The sequence below is a fragment of the Cyclobacteriaceae bacterium genome (assembly GCA_030584025.1).
In the GTDB taxonomy this organism is placed as follows: Bacteria; Bacteroidota; Bacteroidia; order Cytophagales; family Cyclobacteriaceae; genus UBA2336.
Genome location: CP129487.1, coordinates 2,910,578 through 2,927,331 on the forward strand (window position 1 = coordinate 2,910,578; position 16,754 = coordinate 2,927,331).

General features: G+C 38.0%; 20 protein-coding genes. All 20 read left to right on the plus strand.

From position 1 onward, the window contains the following. The first annotated feature begins 297 nt into the window (after positions 1-297). Positions 298-837: a hypothetical protein gene (locus tag QY309_13175; GenBank protein ID WKZ58818.1), complete on the plus strand. Its 540-nt coding sequence runs from the start codon at positions 298-300 to the stop codon at positions 835-837. Positions 838-940: 103 nt separating this feature from the next. Continuing rightward, positions 941-1,618 (plus strand): hypothetical protein, encoded by a 678-nt coding sequence (locus QY309_13180; protein WKZ58819.1) that lies wholly within the window; start codon positions 941-943, stop codon positions 1,616-1,618. A 214-nt stretch (positions 1,619-1,832) separates the two neighbouring features. Then, positions 1,833-2,156 (plus strand): hypothetical protein, encoded by a 324-nt coding sequence (locus QY309_13185; GenBank protein ID WKZ58820.1) that lies wholly within the window; start codon positions 1,833-1,835, stop codon positions 2,154-2,156. Between the two features lie 30 nt (positions 2,157-2,186). After that, positions 2,187-2,726 (plus strand): hypothetical protein, encoded by a 540-nt coding sequence (locus tag QY309_13190; protein ID WKZ58821.1) that lies wholly within the window; start codon positions 2,187-2,189, stop codon positions 2,724-2,726. Between the two features lie 850 nt (positions 2,727-3,576). Continuing rightward, positions 3,577-3,951, plus strand: coding sequence for a hypothetical protein (locus tag QY309_13195; GenBank protein ID WKZ58822.1), 375 nt, complete (start codon positions 3,577-3,579; stop codon positions 3,949-3,951). A gap of 656 nt (positions 3,952-4,607) precedes the next feature. After that, entirely contained in the window at positions 4,608-5,207 is a 600-nt protein-coding gene (locus tag QY309_13200; protein ID WKZ58823.1) for a hypothetical protein, read from the plus strand. A gap of 229 nt (positions 5,208-5,436) precedes the next feature. After that, positions 5,437-5,784, plus strand: a complete 348-nt coding sequence (locus tag QY309_13205; protein ID WKZ58824.1) for a hypothetical protein — start codon at positions 5,437-5,439, stop codon at positions 5,782-5,784. Positions 5,785-6,119: 335 nt separating this feature from the next. Continuing rightward, a complete protein-coding gene (locus tag QY309_13210) occupies positions 6,120-6,545 on the plus strand; it encodes a hypothetical protein (protein WKZ58825.1) in 426 nt (141 codons plus the stop codon). 291 nt (positions 6,546-6,836) lie between these two features. Beyond that, positions 6,837-7,205, plus strand: coding sequence for a hypothetical protein (locus tag QY309_13215; protein ID WKZ58826.1), 369 nt, complete (start codon positions 6,837-6,839; stop codon positions 7,203-7,205). A 503-nt stretch (positions 7,206-7,708) separates the two neighbouring features. Further along, the gene (locus QY309_13220) at positions 7,709-7,966 is read left to right on the plus strand and encodes a hypothetical protein (protein WKZ58827.1); all 258 of its coding nucleotides are present in this window, start codon (positions 7,709-7,711) and stop codon (positions 7,964-7,966) included. Positions 7,967-7,977: 11 nt separating this feature from the next. Beyond that, on the plus strand, positions 7,978-8,661 hold the full coding sequence (locus QY309_13225; GenBank protein WKZ58828.1) for a macro domain-containing protein: 684 nt from the start codon (positions 7,978-7,980) through the stop codon (positions 8,659-8,661). A gap of 1 nt (position 8,662) precedes the next feature. Continuing rightward, positions 8,663-9,298, plus strand: a complete 636-nt coding sequence (locus tag QY309_13230) for a hypothetical protein (GenBank protein WKZ58829.1) — start codon at positions 8,663-8,665, stop codon at positions 9,296-9,298. Further along, positions 9,291-10,412 (plus strand): DUF4433 domain-containing protein, encoded by a 1,122-nt coding sequence (locus QY309_13235; GenBank protein ID WKZ58830.1) that lies wholly within the window; start codon positions 9,291-9,293, stop codon positions 10,410-10,412. Before QY309_13230 ends, QY309_13235 begins: the two co-directional genes overlap by 8 nt. A 381-nt stretch (positions 10,413-10,793) precedes the next feature. Further along, entirely contained in the window at positions 10,794-11,270 is a 477-nt protein-coding gene (locus QY309_13240; protein WKZ58831.1) for a hypothetical protein, read from the plus strand. A gap of 99 nt (positions 11,271-11,369) precedes the next feature. After that, on the plus strand, positions 11,370-12,209 hold the full coding sequence (locus QY309_13245; protein WKZ58832.1) for a hypothetical protein: 840 nt from the start codon (positions 11,370-11,372) through the stop codon (positions 12,207-12,209). 755 nt (positions 12,210-12,964) lie between these two features. After that, positions 12,965-13,666 (plus strand): hypothetical protein, encoded by a 702-nt coding sequence (locus QY309_13250; GenBank protein WKZ58833.1) that lies wholly within the window; start codon positions 12,965-12,967, stop codon positions 13,664-13,666. A gap of 539 nt (positions 13,667-14,205) precedes the next feature. Continuing rightward, positions 14,206-14,664 (plus strand): hypothetical protein, encoded by a 459-nt coding sequence (locus tag QY309_13255; protein WKZ58834.1) that lies wholly within the window; start codon positions 14,206-14,208, stop codon positions 14,662-14,664. Positions 14,665-14,910: 246 nt separating this feature from the next. Further along, positions 14,911-15,606, plus strand: a complete 696-nt coding sequence (locus QY309_13260) for a hypothetical protein (GenBank protein WKZ58835.1) — start codon at positions 14,911-14,913, stop codon at positions 15,604-15,606. A 5-nt stretch (positions 15,607-15,611) separates the two neighbouring features. Beyond that, on the plus strand, positions 15,612-15,881 hold the full coding sequence (locus QY309_13265; GenBank protein WKZ58836.1) for a hypothetical protein: 270 nt from the start codon (positions 15,612-15,614) through the stop codon (positions 15,879-15,881). Between the two features lie 212 nt (positions 15,882-16,093). Beyond that, positions 16,094-16,693: a hypothetical protein gene (locus QY309_13270; protein WKZ58837.1), complete on the plus strand. Its 600-nt coding sequence runs from the start codon at positions 16,094-16,096 to the stop codon at positions 16,691-16,693. Positions 16,694-16,754 lie beyond the last annotated feature (61 nt).

Here is a 16,754-nt window from a genome sequence, read left to right on the forward strand (position 1 = left end):
CATCTCTCCTACGCCCGACACAGGGATCTTAAAAAAAACTTTCAAAGTTTCTATGACGAGTTGACCAACGACAAAGACTGAAGTTTCTATGGAAATCAAACCGCCCTGGCCTACAACAATATGTTTGCGTCAGGCGGGGGTGTTGGGTAAATTAAAGTTTTTGTATCTTTAGTTCGTATCGGGTTTGGGTGACGTTTACGTTTTCAAAAACCCCGCCCGACCGCAAACACAAACGTTGTGCACAATGCGCCAGGACAGATGAGTAAACGGACAACTAAAATATTAATCATCGGACTTTTGACAACGACCGGTTTGACCTTTGGGTACTTCAAGGTTGACAAGTTTTTGAAGGTAGACTCTTGCCTCGACCGTGGTGGACGATGGAACTATGAGACTAATGAGTGTGAATTAGAGACGACTGCTAAGTCGGACACGGTGGACACGCTGCACGGATATAATGAACTTTTAGGCAAAGATGACAGGACTGTTTACACAGTTTCAGAATATAACACCGACTTGGAGAACGTTGATAATGTTAAACGACCCGAGAAAACAATAATTAATAATCCGACAGTTGACACCGCATTACTTTTTAGAATATGGACGTTAGACCCAGACGGACCTCACGCTGACTTTTGGATAAAAAAAGAACATTTTTATATCGTGGACTATGACGGAGACGGCAGAATGCCCTACATACTCGATAAAGACTCTTTGACAATTTATTACAACGACTTCATTCAAAAAGGACGAGTGTTAAAAGTGACAAAGGACTCGATGACAATTAAGTGGGACGATGCGGACGAACCGACAGATTATATTGAATGGAGGAACTAAGGCGCACAGTGCACAACACCAGGTTTGGTCAATGGCGGGGTGACCAGTCTGTAAAAAGTTTTATCTTCGCTACAACGTTTGCCCACGGTAGACAGTGACGACCTTGTCGGCCTTAGCATTCCGCGATGCTCCATTGCTAAGGCCTCCTAAGCCCGCCACTGCCCAAACCCAAACGTTGGCAGTCATTTTTTCTATGAAAAATCAACTACTAATCTTAGGACTTTGGACACTTTTGAGTTGCACGACAAAATCGGACACTCAGACCTTTACTCAAGCCGACACTTTAAACAATGACATCAATGTTGAACAAACTGAAGTAAAGACTATTGACTCAGTTCTTTATAAAAGTGAGACACTTCATTACTTTTCATCAACGACAGACAAGGATTCATTTAAAATCGTTGTAACAGGACAATCTCTCAAAAACGGACAATTCAGATTTCAAGTAATTACAAAAGACGGACAAGTAATTCTTAATGAGAGCTACGAGACAACAATGCTTTTGGACTATGGACTTAAAGCTAATTCAACCGACAGTGAAATAGAAGATTACATAAAAACAAGAATTGACAAGTTCTTCAACGCAGACAATTTTCATCAACCGGCAATTTCAAAAACTGACACTTTTGACGAGGACTACGGGGATAAGGAAATTTGGGACGACATTATTTCCGACCAGACTTCAATTGGATTCTATTATCTAATCGGAGAAGAGGACGGCCGACAAATTGCTTTTTCAAAGAAAAAAGGAAAAGTGGTTCTCTACTATAATTGCTGTTGAAAAAACGCCTGCCAACACCGTGTTTATTTAATTGCGGGGTACGGTGTGGCAATTACGTTTTGTTTCTTATTTTAGTCCGCTGTAGGCGGACAGTTGCGGAGCAAGTCGGGCTTAACATTCCGCTGCGCTCCATTTTTAAGCCCTCCTACTCCCGCAACTAAATAAACACAACACGTTGTGTGCAAGCCCGCATTGGACAGTGAACCCAACTAATATGGAGAGACAATTAATAGAGCTTGAAACTGTTTGCATCACGGACAATGACGTGACAATTGCAGCGAACTTGCAAGCCGATAAACCTATTTATACAAACATCTTTTGCGACAAAGACCAATTTGTTAACTTCTTACTTGAGGAGAATAGCTTAATAGCAAAAAAGATATTTGACAGTTTGAAAGAAAATAAAATCAATGAACATGGAGCTTGGCAAATTGACATGCAAGACATAAACGACAATAAGCCCTGGACTCCCAAAACAAAATTCAAACTGGAGCAAGTGGACTCTGAGGGCTACGAATTCATTTGCTACAGACTTTAAATGCTAACAAATTAAAATTAGGATTAGACTGTGAAATCAATTCTGAATTCAGACTTTAAAATAATTCAATCCGACAACGACTTTGACTACCAAACGAAGTTAACATCTAAGCTAGATAACGTTGACGTTGACTTCAATCAAGAAATAATCAATGAAATTGTTCTCTGGAAAGTAAATCGCTACGCTGAATTAGATAATGAACTTATCAGCAAAATAAATCAAATCAAGAAGACGGACTTGAGAATTAACGAAACATTGACAAGGGAGATTCTTTCTGAGTTGTTGAAGACTAAAGGGGTTAAACTTCCAATGGCTTCTACAATTCTTAGATTCCGAAATCCAAGAATATTTCAGATTATTGACCAGAGAGTTTACAGAATTATATATGACGAGAAATTAAAGTTACCCTATAACAGACATCTGCCAGAGCAAATTGATTTATATCTAAAATACTTGACAGATTTAAGGACTGTGGCCGACAAGTTAAAAATACCGTTTGAGTTATCTGACAGGATATTATTTATGGCAGACAGGAGATTAAACAAGGATGACATTTTAGACAACTATTAATGACTACTAACAAAGATTTCGGAAATGCGGGCCAGCACACAACAACAGGTTTGGTCAATGGCGGGGTGATGTGTATTTATAAAGTTTTTATCTTCGCCACAACGTTTGCCCACTGCGGACAGTGACGACCTTGTCGGCCTTAGCATTCCGCGATGCTCCATTGCTAAGGCCTCCTAAGCCCGCCACTGCCCAAACCCAAACGTTACCGCCAATACGCGGACAGGGAAATTAAAAATAAAAAGACAACTGACTCGTCCGCAGACAATGACGGCAACTTTTGGCTTGTTCGTTTCCGCAGACAGTAACGTAGCAGGCAACATTTGACTCGCACGTTCTCGTAGACAGTAACGTAACGTTTGACTTGGTGAAAAATCCCTGGCTAAAGTTTCAGCAGACATTTGAGTAACGCGAGACAGCGCCCCCCCCGAGCGACTAAAGAGAACGCGCGTAAGCGCGAATTTTTTTTAGGTTTGGCGAAGGATATTTTGAAAAATCGCCTTAAAAATTTTTTTCAGACAATTTTGACTTAAATGACGACCCAACAGACAACGTTTGGTAAAGGTGGAGCCAGACGCGTCCCAAAAAAAGTTAGCGGTAGACTCTATTGAGTCATAAAAATTAAGCGGTGGACGCGTACTGGCGGTAACAACAGGTTTGTGCCAGCTTGCGGGTGATGTGTGGCTATGAAGTTTTCGTTTCTTTATTTAGTTTCGTAACGGTAGACAGCTTGGACTGGTCGGGCTTGCCATTCGTTCCTCATTTAGCAAGCCCTCCTATCCGCAAGCCGTCACAAACCCAAACGTTGTGTGCTATTAACTTTGGACAAATTAGACTTTTATAATTAGCGACAATGACTGATAAAGAATTAAAAGATTTCAATTGGACAGAAGTTCAGTTTGCTAAACAAGCTAACAAAAACATTTTAATTTTAGTATCATCGGACAATTCAAGTGCTGACTATTTTTTAAAAATATTAAAGAGTAAAGAATTTAACCTTGGTATTATTCAAAAGGGACAACTTAAAACTTATACTTTTCAATTAGATTTTAAAGAAGGGGGACTAATTGGATTTGAAACTGCCTATACTGAGGACAACTTTCCAGTAGTAAAATTGGCGAAGAATCAACAATTAACTCATGTGACAACTGCTTACAGGGACGACCAAAGTAAGTTGCAACTACTAAGTCCTTATCACACTTTGGAGAATTTGATTCATTTAAATTAGATGAGGACAAGTTAACAGCACACAACAGCAGGTTTGTGCTATTGCTCTGTGAAGAGTCAGTATTAATTTTTGGTTTTTTATTACTTTTTTTCATGGTGGATAATTTTTAATTTTATATTTCGCAACATCACAAACCCAAACGTTGTGTGCAATTGGTGCAGCTGAAATGATAAAAAGTGTTTTTACAAAAGAGGATTTTATATTTCAGCTCAGTTTTCTAAAAGTAAGACGGTAGAGAAATCAGTATGATTTCGATTCAAGTCCTTGCGGTGAGACCGTGGAAAGTTCGCACTTTCAAACGGGTGACCCCGTTCCAAGGACTTGGGGACGAAGTTAGCCGTTATCGAGGACATCATCCAGATGGCAACCGATTACAAACGGTTAATTACGGCTTTTACGACTTACTTAGACGATTATTGAGCCGTAAAATCCCTTTTGACCGTCCAAACAACAGACATATAGACCCATCTATATGTTCATAATTTGGACTTAAAAACACTTCTTGACTTTAAATTCAGTGTTGACCGCTGCACCAACAGCACACAACACCATGTTTGTGTCAATGGCGCTGAATTAATTTAATTTTTTTATTTTTGATTCAGCGCCACTGCACAAACACATACATTGGCAACAATAGCCTGCGACAATTTCGAACAATGACGACTAAGACAATATTTCTATTCATAATAATTGGACTGACCAACTCTTCTTGTGGAATACTTGGTGTTTACTCCGACAACGCAAATAGAGACCCTGACCACCAAGCTAAGTTGTATGCTGACATTAATAACAGTCCAATTGCAAAACAAATGGACTCTTTAATTAGACAAATCGACTCTGCCGAATCTTCAATTCCATCGAACTTAAACGAATGTGTATTGGTTGTCGAAACTTTTGACAATTACTCAGACTTTCTAAATAGATGGAAACACAAGTTTAGGACTCCTCAAGATACGAAGGCAGAAAAAAGGGAATTTAAAAAATATCAAAAGAAAAAGACATCTCTATTAAAAGACCCGAAATTCGAGACAGTTTATTTAGACAAAAAAGACTATCAAACTAAAGACATTGAAAAATATAGGTACATACTAAAAACGACAGTCCGACTTAATTATGACCCGAAAAGTATAACAATCGACAATAATGGATTTGTGTATCCATACGTAGGGACACTCATTTATTATATCCATGACAGAAAGACAGATAGGGTTTTTAAGGAAATAGATGACATTAAAGTTTTAACCAAACAGAAGTGAGAAGGCTACTGTTGCCAACACCAGGTTTGGGCAATGGCGGGGTGATGTGTAAACATAAAGTGTTATCTTAGCTACAACGTTTGGTAACGGTGGACAATGACGTGAAGGTCGCGCTAAACATTCCGCTACGCTCCATTTTTTAGCGCTCCTATTCCCGCCACTGCCCAAACCCAAACGTTAGGCGCAAGGCGTTTAGACAGAAAGACGACTGACGAAACATTTTTACTTCATGACAACAAGCTCATTTGAGGAAATTGATAAATCACTGGACAATTGGTTAAAAAAGTACGGACTAATTGTTTACAAGGAGTACAAAGACGAAGAAGTCAGACACATACCAATAATTGATAATCAAGGGACTAAATATGAATTAGCAATTGTACCATTAGGCAACTCGAGTTTTAAATTGCATTTGTTCTGGAGTGACGACAATGACAAGAGAATTTTAAGACTAAAGAACAAAAAGACATGGGAGAAAGAAGTAAATAAAAAAGACATGGAAGACAGTCTTAATGAAGCTTATGAGATTGTTGAATCATGGATTACTGACATTGGACATGAAAGAAAGTGGTACTAAGTAAAAATAAATGTTGTTGACACTGGACGTTTCAGTCTGACCTAAAATATAATTGGCAAACCGGACTCATTAAACAAATATGCTTTCGTTACGTGACAAAGATTTGTAAAATAAACGGTCGACAGAAACGCCCAGCGCCTAACAACAGGTTTGTGCCAGCTTGCGGGTGATTTGTGGCTATGAAGTCTTCGTTTCTTTACTTAGTTTCGTAACGGTAGACTGTTTGCAACTGGTCAGGCTTAACATTTCGCTACGCTTCATTTTTAAGCCCTCCTATCAGCAAGCCGTCACAAACCCAAACGTTGTGTGCAAGCGCTCTCGGACAAATTAGACCAATGAACAAAGAATTGAATTTGGACTTCTCCGGTGGACCAAAAAGTTGGTTTGACCTTTGGCATACACACGTTGACTGGGACAGAAAAGGAAACAAGGACTGGCTGACAAGAAAGAAATACCTAAGAGAACTTCTTGAGACGTTCGACCAATTAAGACTAAAATTGAGGACTTACCCCCATGACTTTCAATTATGGATAATGATTGACGAAAATGACAGCGGAGACGATTGCGTTTACATTCATACCAAAAATCCCAACGCGGACAATTTTCCAATAAAAGTAACAGCAGACAATAAAAACGCAATCAAGGACAAGGACTTAAAGGAATTTGTAGACTCGCTGGACTTTGATAGAGTTCGTATTGTAACAAGTGACGGAGACATTTACTACTTGTTTGACAAGAGGACTGGAATTAGCTTGGTGTAATAGCGCCAGCACACAACACCAGGTTTGGTCAATGGCGGGGTGAAGAGTAAGTATAAAGTCTTATCTTCGCTACAACGTTTGCCCACGGGGGACAGTGACGACCTTGTCGGCCTTAGCATTCCGCGATGCTTCATTGCTAAGGCCTCCTATGCCCGCCACTGCCCAAACCCAAACGTTGGCGGCAACTGGAGGACAGAGAAGGATTTAAGTGAAGCCTTAAAAACACTACAACCATTTGACAAAAAAATGTGTCTATCTGACTGATTGGGACTGAATTTAAAATTCAAAAATATGAAATACGGAATACTAGCACTTTTTGCATTGACTGTATTGAGCTGTACGGACGACAAAACAGAAATAATTGACATTAAAGATTTGAGGGGAAGTTGGGTTGAAATTAAAAACACGACAGATACAATGTCTTTCGAAACTCTGTTTAATGATACAGAATTTATAATATTAAAAAGGGCTGAACTCTACCGCACTGGACCTTATGAATACAGTATTTTACCCGATAATAAAATTTCAATACGTTGGTCATTAGCAAGTACAATGACATTTAATGAATATTATTTTAAAGTTACAGGGGACAAATTAAATATTGGAAATTTTTACGACTCTCCATCGGGAGAAATATTGACTTTCAAAAAAATTGATTAGCTAATTTTCGTCTTCGTACACAGACTCGGTATGAATGCCAGCAGCCGCCAACAAAATGTTTCTGCAATGGTGCCGTGACGAGTTGGTCTAAAGTTTTATCTTCGTTCAACGTTTGGTTTCGTGGACAGGACGCGGCTTCGATAAGGCACCACTGCAGAAACACCAACGTTGGTAGCAATAGGGCCCGGACAAATTTGTGTTTCAAAAAAAAAACGGACGACAATTTTCTGAGAAAGTTTTCCCACGTGGACAAGTTAACGGCTTCGCAGACAACTTGGACTTGGAAAAATTAAAACGTGGGACAGACTGAAAACTAACAGCCGACCCTTCGCATTTTTTGGAAGATTGTGCTTCGATTCTCCCCGCGCATTTGGTACATGCCATAGCCGCTCAAACCCACCGCGACACCAAAGCTATGGCAAGAGCCAAATCTCAACCACACAAGACACTATTTTGTAAGTAAAAAAACTTAATTCTATATTCAGTCAATAATTCCTATCACTATGAATACAGAGATTGCTAAACTTCTTTTAGAAAAGCCACTTAAGGTAATAAATAGAAATAGAGCAGGAAGAATTTACCATATCATTGAAATCAACCAAGAAATGGTGTATCAAGGCAGGAAAGTAAGAGCCGCAATAGTTTCTGCAACAGAATATGTTGTTGCCCCTGTAATTGTAAGCGATGGAACTGGTTTTATTCCTACTGGTGATATTCCAGAAGAAGAACTCACTCTTTACTTACAAACATTTGGCGGATAATTTTTTTGTTAATGAAAATAGTTAAGGGAAACATATTCACAACAAAAAATCAAACCTTGGTTAACACTGTTAACTGTTTTGGTGTAATGGGAGCAGGTTTGGCACTTGAATTTAAAAACAGGTATCCTGACATGTTCGTACGATACAAAGAAATGTGTGATAGCAAACTATTAGATATTGGAAGATTATATTTATACAAGACACATCAAAAATGGATTTTAAACTTCCCGACTAAAAAGCATTGGAAATACGATACAAAGCCCGATTATATAGAAAAGGGACTCAGAAAATTCATAGAAACTTATAAGATAAAAGGTATCGAATCAATTGCGTTTCCTCTATTAGGTGCTCAAAACGGTGGGCTTACCAAGGAGCAATCACTTTCACTATTGGACAAGTACCTATCTAAAATAGATATTCCTTGTGAAGTTTATGAGTACGATTCAACCGCACCTGATGACCTTTTTAAAGACTTTAAATTAGCATTCCTTACCCACTCAGAGGAGACACTTAAAAAATTGACACATTTAAAATCTGACAAAATTCAAAAAATCAAGAATATCATTGAAACTGAGGAGTTAGTAAGCATGGGGCAATTAATATCCGTTGATGGCCTAGGTGAATCAACAATTGAAAAGTGCTTCAGTTATGCGATGAGGACAGACCCGATAAATATCCAATTAAATCTATTCTAACATGGATGTAAATACAGCAAAACAAATTCTGCTTAGGTCAATAGTTAATCTACAAAAGAGAAGAGGCCAACTTACCGTTCCTGATATTGAAACTGAAGTCATTAATAACGCATGCCTTGCCGTATTGCAAAATGGAGACCTAGCAAATAGCATTCATTATGCTGCGGCCTTTGCTCAAGCCGCAAGAGAACTCATCCCTGAATATGGTGAAAGTGAAGCAACATTTGCGCTTGTTGGCGTACCACAAAACATCCTTTGGGAAGGAATGTGGGACCATCTCCGAGACTACTTTCAAAAACATCATGGCATCCAAATCGATAATGTCCCTACGAATGCCATTGTTTTTTACTCAACAAGCCATAAACGATTTGAAAAGGGAAATCTAGTAGCTGATACACCAGCAGACCGAACAATAAACATCAATCTAATAGATGACAAAAAAGAAATAGTTGTTAGTATCGAACCTACTTTATCGCCTAAGAAGGGTTATTTGATTTCAAGCAAATCAAATTTACTTCAATACAAAGGATATGACCCCGATTACCTATTTACGCTACAAATGGACGGCTTGCAGGAAATAGAACAGTTTACGCTTGAAATGCCAAATCGCTCGTTAAAAATTATCTACTTTGAATAGTCAAGACCCGAGACTTGAACATTACAACAGAAACACTTATATAGAAATATTGAGATTTCTTTATGAGCAACTATTTCCGGTTGAAAGTTTTCTCGCTTCAATTGTTCAGCCAGAGCACTTTCGAAATATTGACCACCTTACAGAGAAATATCAAAATATATTTACTGACACTAAATTATTTGGATGCATAGATTTTAAAATTCAAAGAATTCATAACTCTTTACATTTAAGATTTCCATCGACATATGATAAGGGAAATTCTTATTATCATCTAAAGCTCAAACTAAATTCACCTGAGATTATTTGGCTTGATAATTTATATGGCGGTTCACTTTCGAAGATTGTCAAATTCTATAAACATCTATTTGCCAAAATTGACAACTACTTTGTTTCTTTAAATCCTGAGCAAATTAAAATATATGGGAACTTACTGTCTCAAATTAAAGAGGAAACTTTAAAGTTTCTTCAATTTGCCGAACAACGAGATGTCATTTCAAAAAAGAAAAAACTAGAGGAACATCAACTATCTAAAATTCCTTTTGGGGGACTATTCTATATCACACATTTAAAAAATATACAGAGCATACTTAAACTAGGAATTTTATCTCACAATTCCGCTCATAGCAAAGGTGTTGTTGCTATTGACATATCAAATCAACAGGTAAACAACAGAAGAAATAGAATTGACCCGACAATAGGTAACATCCATGATTTTGCACCTTTGTATATTAATCCTAAAAATCCAATGTTGTTTTTCCTTTGCAAGAATGGTTATCGTGACAATCTAATTCTATTCAAAGTTAATCTGCATATTCTGCTCACAGAAAACGTAGCCTTTTCAGACGGAAACGCAGCCGTTCGGTCAACAAGTTTTTATACTAACATAGATGACTTCAACAAACTAAACTGGACAGTAATTAAAGATGAATACTGGACAAATCACATTGACGGCAAGAGAATCAAGTGCTCAGAAGTTTTAGTCAAAGAACTGATTCCACTTTATTACATAAATGAAATTCATATTTGCAATGAAAAGTTAATTGAAGACATTATGCCATTATTTCCAAATCATTTAGGCATCAAGATTATAGTAAGTCCACAATTATTTTTTTGAATAGATTCGCACACACATTGTCTGGCCACACATGCGGCACACATCCAAAGCCAGTCAATAAGTGTGCTAAGTGCAGTGTCTGTTGACAAAGTAGGCAACAAAAAATGCCCCACCGCACGACTAAATGATAAAGTAACGTGTAACATTAACGGGGGACGAAAGACAAGGCTACGAATGAAGTTCGGAGAAGGGCCCTACAGCTACCAACAAAATGTTTCTGCAATGTGGGGGTTCGGTGTAGGTATAAAGTTTAGTTTTCTTAATTTCGTTCAGTAACGGTGGACAGTTACGGAGCAGGTCGCGCTAAACATTCCGCTTCGCTTCATTTTTTAGCGCTCCTATTCCCCACACTGCAGAAACACAAACGTTGGCAACCATGCTATGAGACAACTGATTAACCTGACCATAATTTTGACTTGTGTATCGTGTGACATCTCAAAACAAAAAGATGACAACTACAACAAGTCACAAGACATGGTTGCCGAAGACAATTTGATCGATTTTAATCACGCAGACATATTTGAGATACTAAATCATAAAAAGACAAACGACTATCCCTCATCCGAGACGGACACGACAATTTGTAAAACTTGGGCATTAACGGTCAAACACATTGAACAAATAATAAAGGACTCGGAGATAATAAGCGGACCGGACTGGCATCATTTATTTGAGCATTTACCTTGCTCTATAACAGGACAATTAAGACAAAAAGACAGGACATTTGAATTTCAAATAAATGGCGGTTCTTGGCTGACAATAATGAATAAGGACACGACAATATATTTTGGGCACTTTAAACCAGACGGTGACGATCTATTTATTTCGCGACCAATGGACATAGAGAGTGAGGAATAGCACGGTTGCCAACACCAGGTTTGGGCAATGGCGGGGTGATGAGTATGTAAAAAGTTTTATCTTCGCTACAACGTTTGGTAACGGTGGACTGTGACGATCTTGTCGGCCTTAGCATTCCGCGATGCTCCATTGCTAAGGCCTCCTAAGCCCGCCACTGCCCAAACCCAAACGTTGTGTGCAAGCCGCTTTAATGACATGAGGAGAATACTAATAGGACTGTTAATAATCATCGTTGGACTGACTGGAGTAAATCTATACAAGAGATTTACTGAAGACTCGGACTTTAAAGTTAAATTTCATATCTACAGTCAAAAGACAGCAAAACCACTTGAAGTTCTATTTAGAAAAATACCGACTCTCTATGACACGATGATAGACATTGAAATCATCGAACCTTACAGCAAAGAATTAAACCTATACAAAGTAAACAATGATATTTATGGCGGGACCCCTGACATACATTATGTAGTTTACAACAAGGACAACGGAGAAATAAACGACTTAAAATCAAATTATCTATTAAGAAGAGTTAAAGACCCTAGCAACATTGACTTTGACACGATTGACTCCTACTCCATTGACATTTCAACTTTTAAACAAATATTCGAGCCTCACTTAAAGACAAGTGAAGAAATTGCAGATAAGTATGCTGAACTTCTGACAAACACCTTAGACTCGACTGACTTCAAAAAAATAAAACAGAGCGGTGACATTGAACCAATTTTAAGCTCTCATGGAGAGACTCATTCTCCAATGATAGATGAGGACAAAACAATAACGGACTTTGGATTTATAAACCATATAGGTGAAAATGAATTCTTGTATTGGTTTTATGACAAAGGATTAATTAAAGTTCAATTGGACTTTAAAGACGGACAACTGACAAATGTTAAAACTTTAAGAGTAGGGAATTTAGGAGTTGAAATAAAGCACCTGTAAAGCGGCCAGCACACAACAAAGTGCATAATCAATGGCGGGGTTCAGTGTAAATTTGTAGTTTAGTTTTTCAAAATACGTTTTGTGCCGTGGGACAGTGATGCGCTTCGAATTCCCGCCACTGCTTATGCACAAACGTTGTGCACCATGCGGTCGGACAAAAAAGTCCTACGCAACGGGTGACAACGTTAACGACATAAACTCGTCTCCGCAGACAATAACGGCAGACTTCAAATCAATAAAGTTTTAGGTACACACTGCCAACGCGCGACTTTAACGTTTCAAAATTACGTTTGCTGACTGTGAGACAATTTCGGCTTCAGTAGACAAGGACGGACTGAAAATGAAATACAAAAGACTCGTTTACGCGGAGAGTTTTACAGCCGGTGGACAAGAGTTCGTTCCGCGGAGAATTCCGGCATTTTCCCGCGCTCACGTGTTGACACCGTACAGTCTGTCTATAACGGTGGACTTAGACCTGGTTTCAAAACAAAATTCGCAACAGTGGACTAAGATTCGTTTCTTTTATAACGTTCGACAGACCGCACGGTGCACAACACTATGTTTATTTTATTGCGGGGTGCAGTGTGGTGTTGTAATTTTTGTTTCTTAATTTCGTTCGGTGTCGGGGGACAATGACGTGCAGGTCGGTTTTAACATTCCGCTACGCTCCATTTTTAAAACCTCCTATACCCGCAACAAAATAAACACCAACGTTGGTGGCAAGCGCTGTAAAAAAATAAGACCCCTTAGATAACATGAATTTAAGACAAGGTGACATTCAATTAGTTATTTCCGATTTTAGGACTAAATGCAATCCAGTTGATAGATATACATCGTTTGACTATTGTTATAACTTTTTCAAAACAACAAGTTCATCAGAAATCCAGAAGAATTTAGAAAGAAGTTGTCTAACACTTGGATTTTATCTTGCAAGTTGGGGAATGTTAAGAGGGTCAAGTTTCCTACTGGGAAAAAGTGCTAGATATTATGCAGGTGTAATTGAATACATAGCTTCACTTCCTAAAGATATTTGGTTAATTGACGTTGATAATTATTCAAGCAATGCCGACCAAATACTGGACATCTATGAAAATGTAAAATCACATGTGATAGAAAATAGTAATGCTGACTTGACCTTAACGACTAAAATACTTTTAGGTGTTTTCGGTTTCATTCCAGCTTATGACCAGTACTTTGCCAATTCCTTTAGAGAGATATTTCAAGGTAGCTGCGGATTCAGAAAAGTGAATAGAAAATCACTTAAATGCATTGAACTATTTTATAATGAGAATAAAGATACAATTGACAATGAGGCAAATAATATTGAGACCATAGACTTTTTGACTGGAGTAAAATCAGGAATTAAATACCCAAAAGCTAAAATTATTGACATGTATGGCTTTAATAAAGGACTAAAAGACTCAAGAAAAAATGACAACAAAATATTTGGGAATTGAATCAATAGCAATTCAGTACTACGACAAAATCACAATTGCTGCAAACGTTATGTTTCATGAACACAATTACGACCAACCTGTTTACGCAAACATTTTCTGTGACTATTACCAACTTAAATGGTTATTGAACTTGGACAAATCTGAACAGGGAGAGAAAATTTCAGCTACGGTGACAAAGGAGTTCGTTGACAAGAAAGGAGAAAACATTCAAATTGACCTTCCCGACCATCTCAACAATAGACAAATGGACTGGAAATTTCCCGTGACCGTGAACTTAGTTAATGACACGAATGACAACATACCATTCCAATGTTACAGGTTCCAAAATTAAGTGAGGGACTAAGCGCCAGCCACCAACACCGTGTTTATTTAATTGCGGGGTTTTGTGTTTAAAGTCAAAATCGTTTTCTAATTTAGTCCGCTGTAGGCGGACAGTTGCGGAGCAAGTCGGGCTTAACATTCCGCTGCGCTCCATTTTTAAGCCCTCCTACTCCCGCAACTAAATAAACACAAAACGTTGTAGCCCATGCGCTAAAAAAATGACAAGGACACTTTGGACATTATTATTTACAGTCACAACAACTGGACTCTTCGGACAGACTTTGAATAAATTTAATTATTCGGACTGCTTAAAAGACTGTATTGGGGACAGCTCAAAAATTCAAAGTTTTACAAAGACTTCTGGACTGACGAAAATTAAACTAAGGACATTTGCCCCTTGTGGTGGTAACTTCCAAGGAGACTTTGAATTAACAAAATCGGGGACGTTGGACTTAAAATTTTCAGTTAAGCCAACAATTATAAAAGACAAAAAAGGCAAGACGACTGAGTTGTTAGAGATTGCCGACTGTAATTGCCATTTTGACTTTACCTATGAAATAAAGGGACTTCCTAACATTGACTCAAAATCCATTACAGTAAACGGACAGACGCTCTTAGAAATTGATAGACAAAATTTCGGAATTGAGATAAAAATCGAGTTTGATTCAATCCGGTGACAACGTTTTACTAAAGTAGACCCGTGGCGCTTCAAGACAAACGGGTCGACATTAGTGTCGACAATTAATTTCGGTGGATGCGCACGGGCTACAACACCAGGTTTATGCCAGCTGCGGGTGACAGGTTGAAATGTAGTTTGGTTTTACTAATTTCGTTCACCCACGTGGGACAAAAACGGCTTCGAAAACCGCAGCCGTCATAAACCCAAAACGTTGTGCGCAAGTTTGCAAAAACAAAAAAAACATATGAGACTTAAGACAATAGTTTTAGCAATAATATTCATCATTCAACTTTCCTGTAACTCGGACTCAAAAAGACAACAGGAGAAAGCTGAGCAAAGACGTGCATTCACACAAGACAGTTTGAAAAGAGTGAATGAAGAAAGACAAAGAAAAATAAAAGACAGTTTAATACTAATTGAACAAGACAAGGTTATTGGGGACGTGAAATTCACAATGACAAAAAAAGTGGCAAAAAATGAAATTCTAAAATTTAAAAAATCAATTGAAAGAAAACCCCCAGGTAGCACATACATGAGCTACTACTACATTGGAGAATATGAGTCCTTTCAAATATTAGATTTTTACCATGAGGACAAGTTATACTATTTACTAATTCAGGGGACACCAATCCTTTGGGAAAAGTATGATTTTGAAGTTCCAAATCAAGTTAAATTTATAAGTGACGTAATCGAACAAAAATATGGGAAACCAACAATCTCAAACGAAGTTGAACCAAGACATAAACTTCAAAGTGGATACAGCTATTTAATCAAACAATGGGACGTTGGACGGAAGAGAATAAAAATATCAATTGATAACAATACAACATCATATATGGTAAATCTAACAATTTATCAACCCGACATTGAATCAAAAATTAACAGTGAAAGATTAAGAAAAGAACAAGAATCAACCAAAAAGGCAAAAGACCTAATTTAAATAAGATGCAATACTATCAGACTCAAAGCAAATGGAATGACTTCTTTGAATACGTAAAGAATGAGTTATACAACATTGACAAACAATCAATTGGATTTTTGCATGAACAAAGTGATAATGAACAAAACATATTTATTGCCACTAATGACAAGAAAGCCATAGAAATACTATCTCGAAAATTCAAACTTAAGAGTTGCAATAACCCGTTCAATCTATTAGACAAAAAAGATTGGGCTTTTACAGGAAATAAAGATTTGTTTGGACAACCAATTTAGGAGAAGCAAACCAGCGCACAACACCGTGTTTATTTAATTGCGGGGTTCGGTGTTGGCTATTCAAAGCGGCTTATTAATTTAGTCCGCTGTAGGCGGACAGTTGCGGAGCAAGTCGGGCTTAACATTCCACTGCGTTCCATTTTTAAGCCCTCCTACTCCCGCAACTAAATAAACACAACACGTTGCCGGCAAGCCCCTGTGACAAGCAAGCCATGAGACAGACAAAGAAAAATATCAAAGGGACGACTTCGAAGAGAACTAAGAAACAAAAACTCGTTAAGAGCAGGCCGACAGTCTTACGACTGACCAAAAAAGAGAAAGAACTTCTTGAATTACACAAGACTTTATTGCTACAAATCGAACTTGTTCCACGGACAAGTTGGTTTTCAAATGTTAGAAGTAATGTAAGACCTAAGCATTGGGACAAAATTAGAAAAGGAACATACTTAAAAGCGGACAACAAATGTGAAATTTGTAAAGGTGTTGGCGACACTCATGCTGTTGAGTGTCACGAAGTATGGACTTATGACATGCAGACTCTTACTCAACGACTAAGTTATTTCCAAGCAATATGCCCACCTTGTCATGAAGTAAAACACATTGGACTTGCAGGAATAAGAGGGAACGGAGAAAGGGCTCTAAACCGATTCAAAGAGATTAACCAACTTGACAACGAGAAAGCCCTTGAGATGAAAAGAGCTGTATTTAAAGAGTGGAGAATCAGAAGTAAAAAGAAATGGAAGTTGGACATAGAACTATTGAAAAGCTACGACATTGACTTTTCAGAATTAAGGACGACAAAAAAGATTTGACCAACGGGGCCAGCCGGCAACAATGTGCATAATCAATGGCGGGGTTCAGTGTAAATTTGTA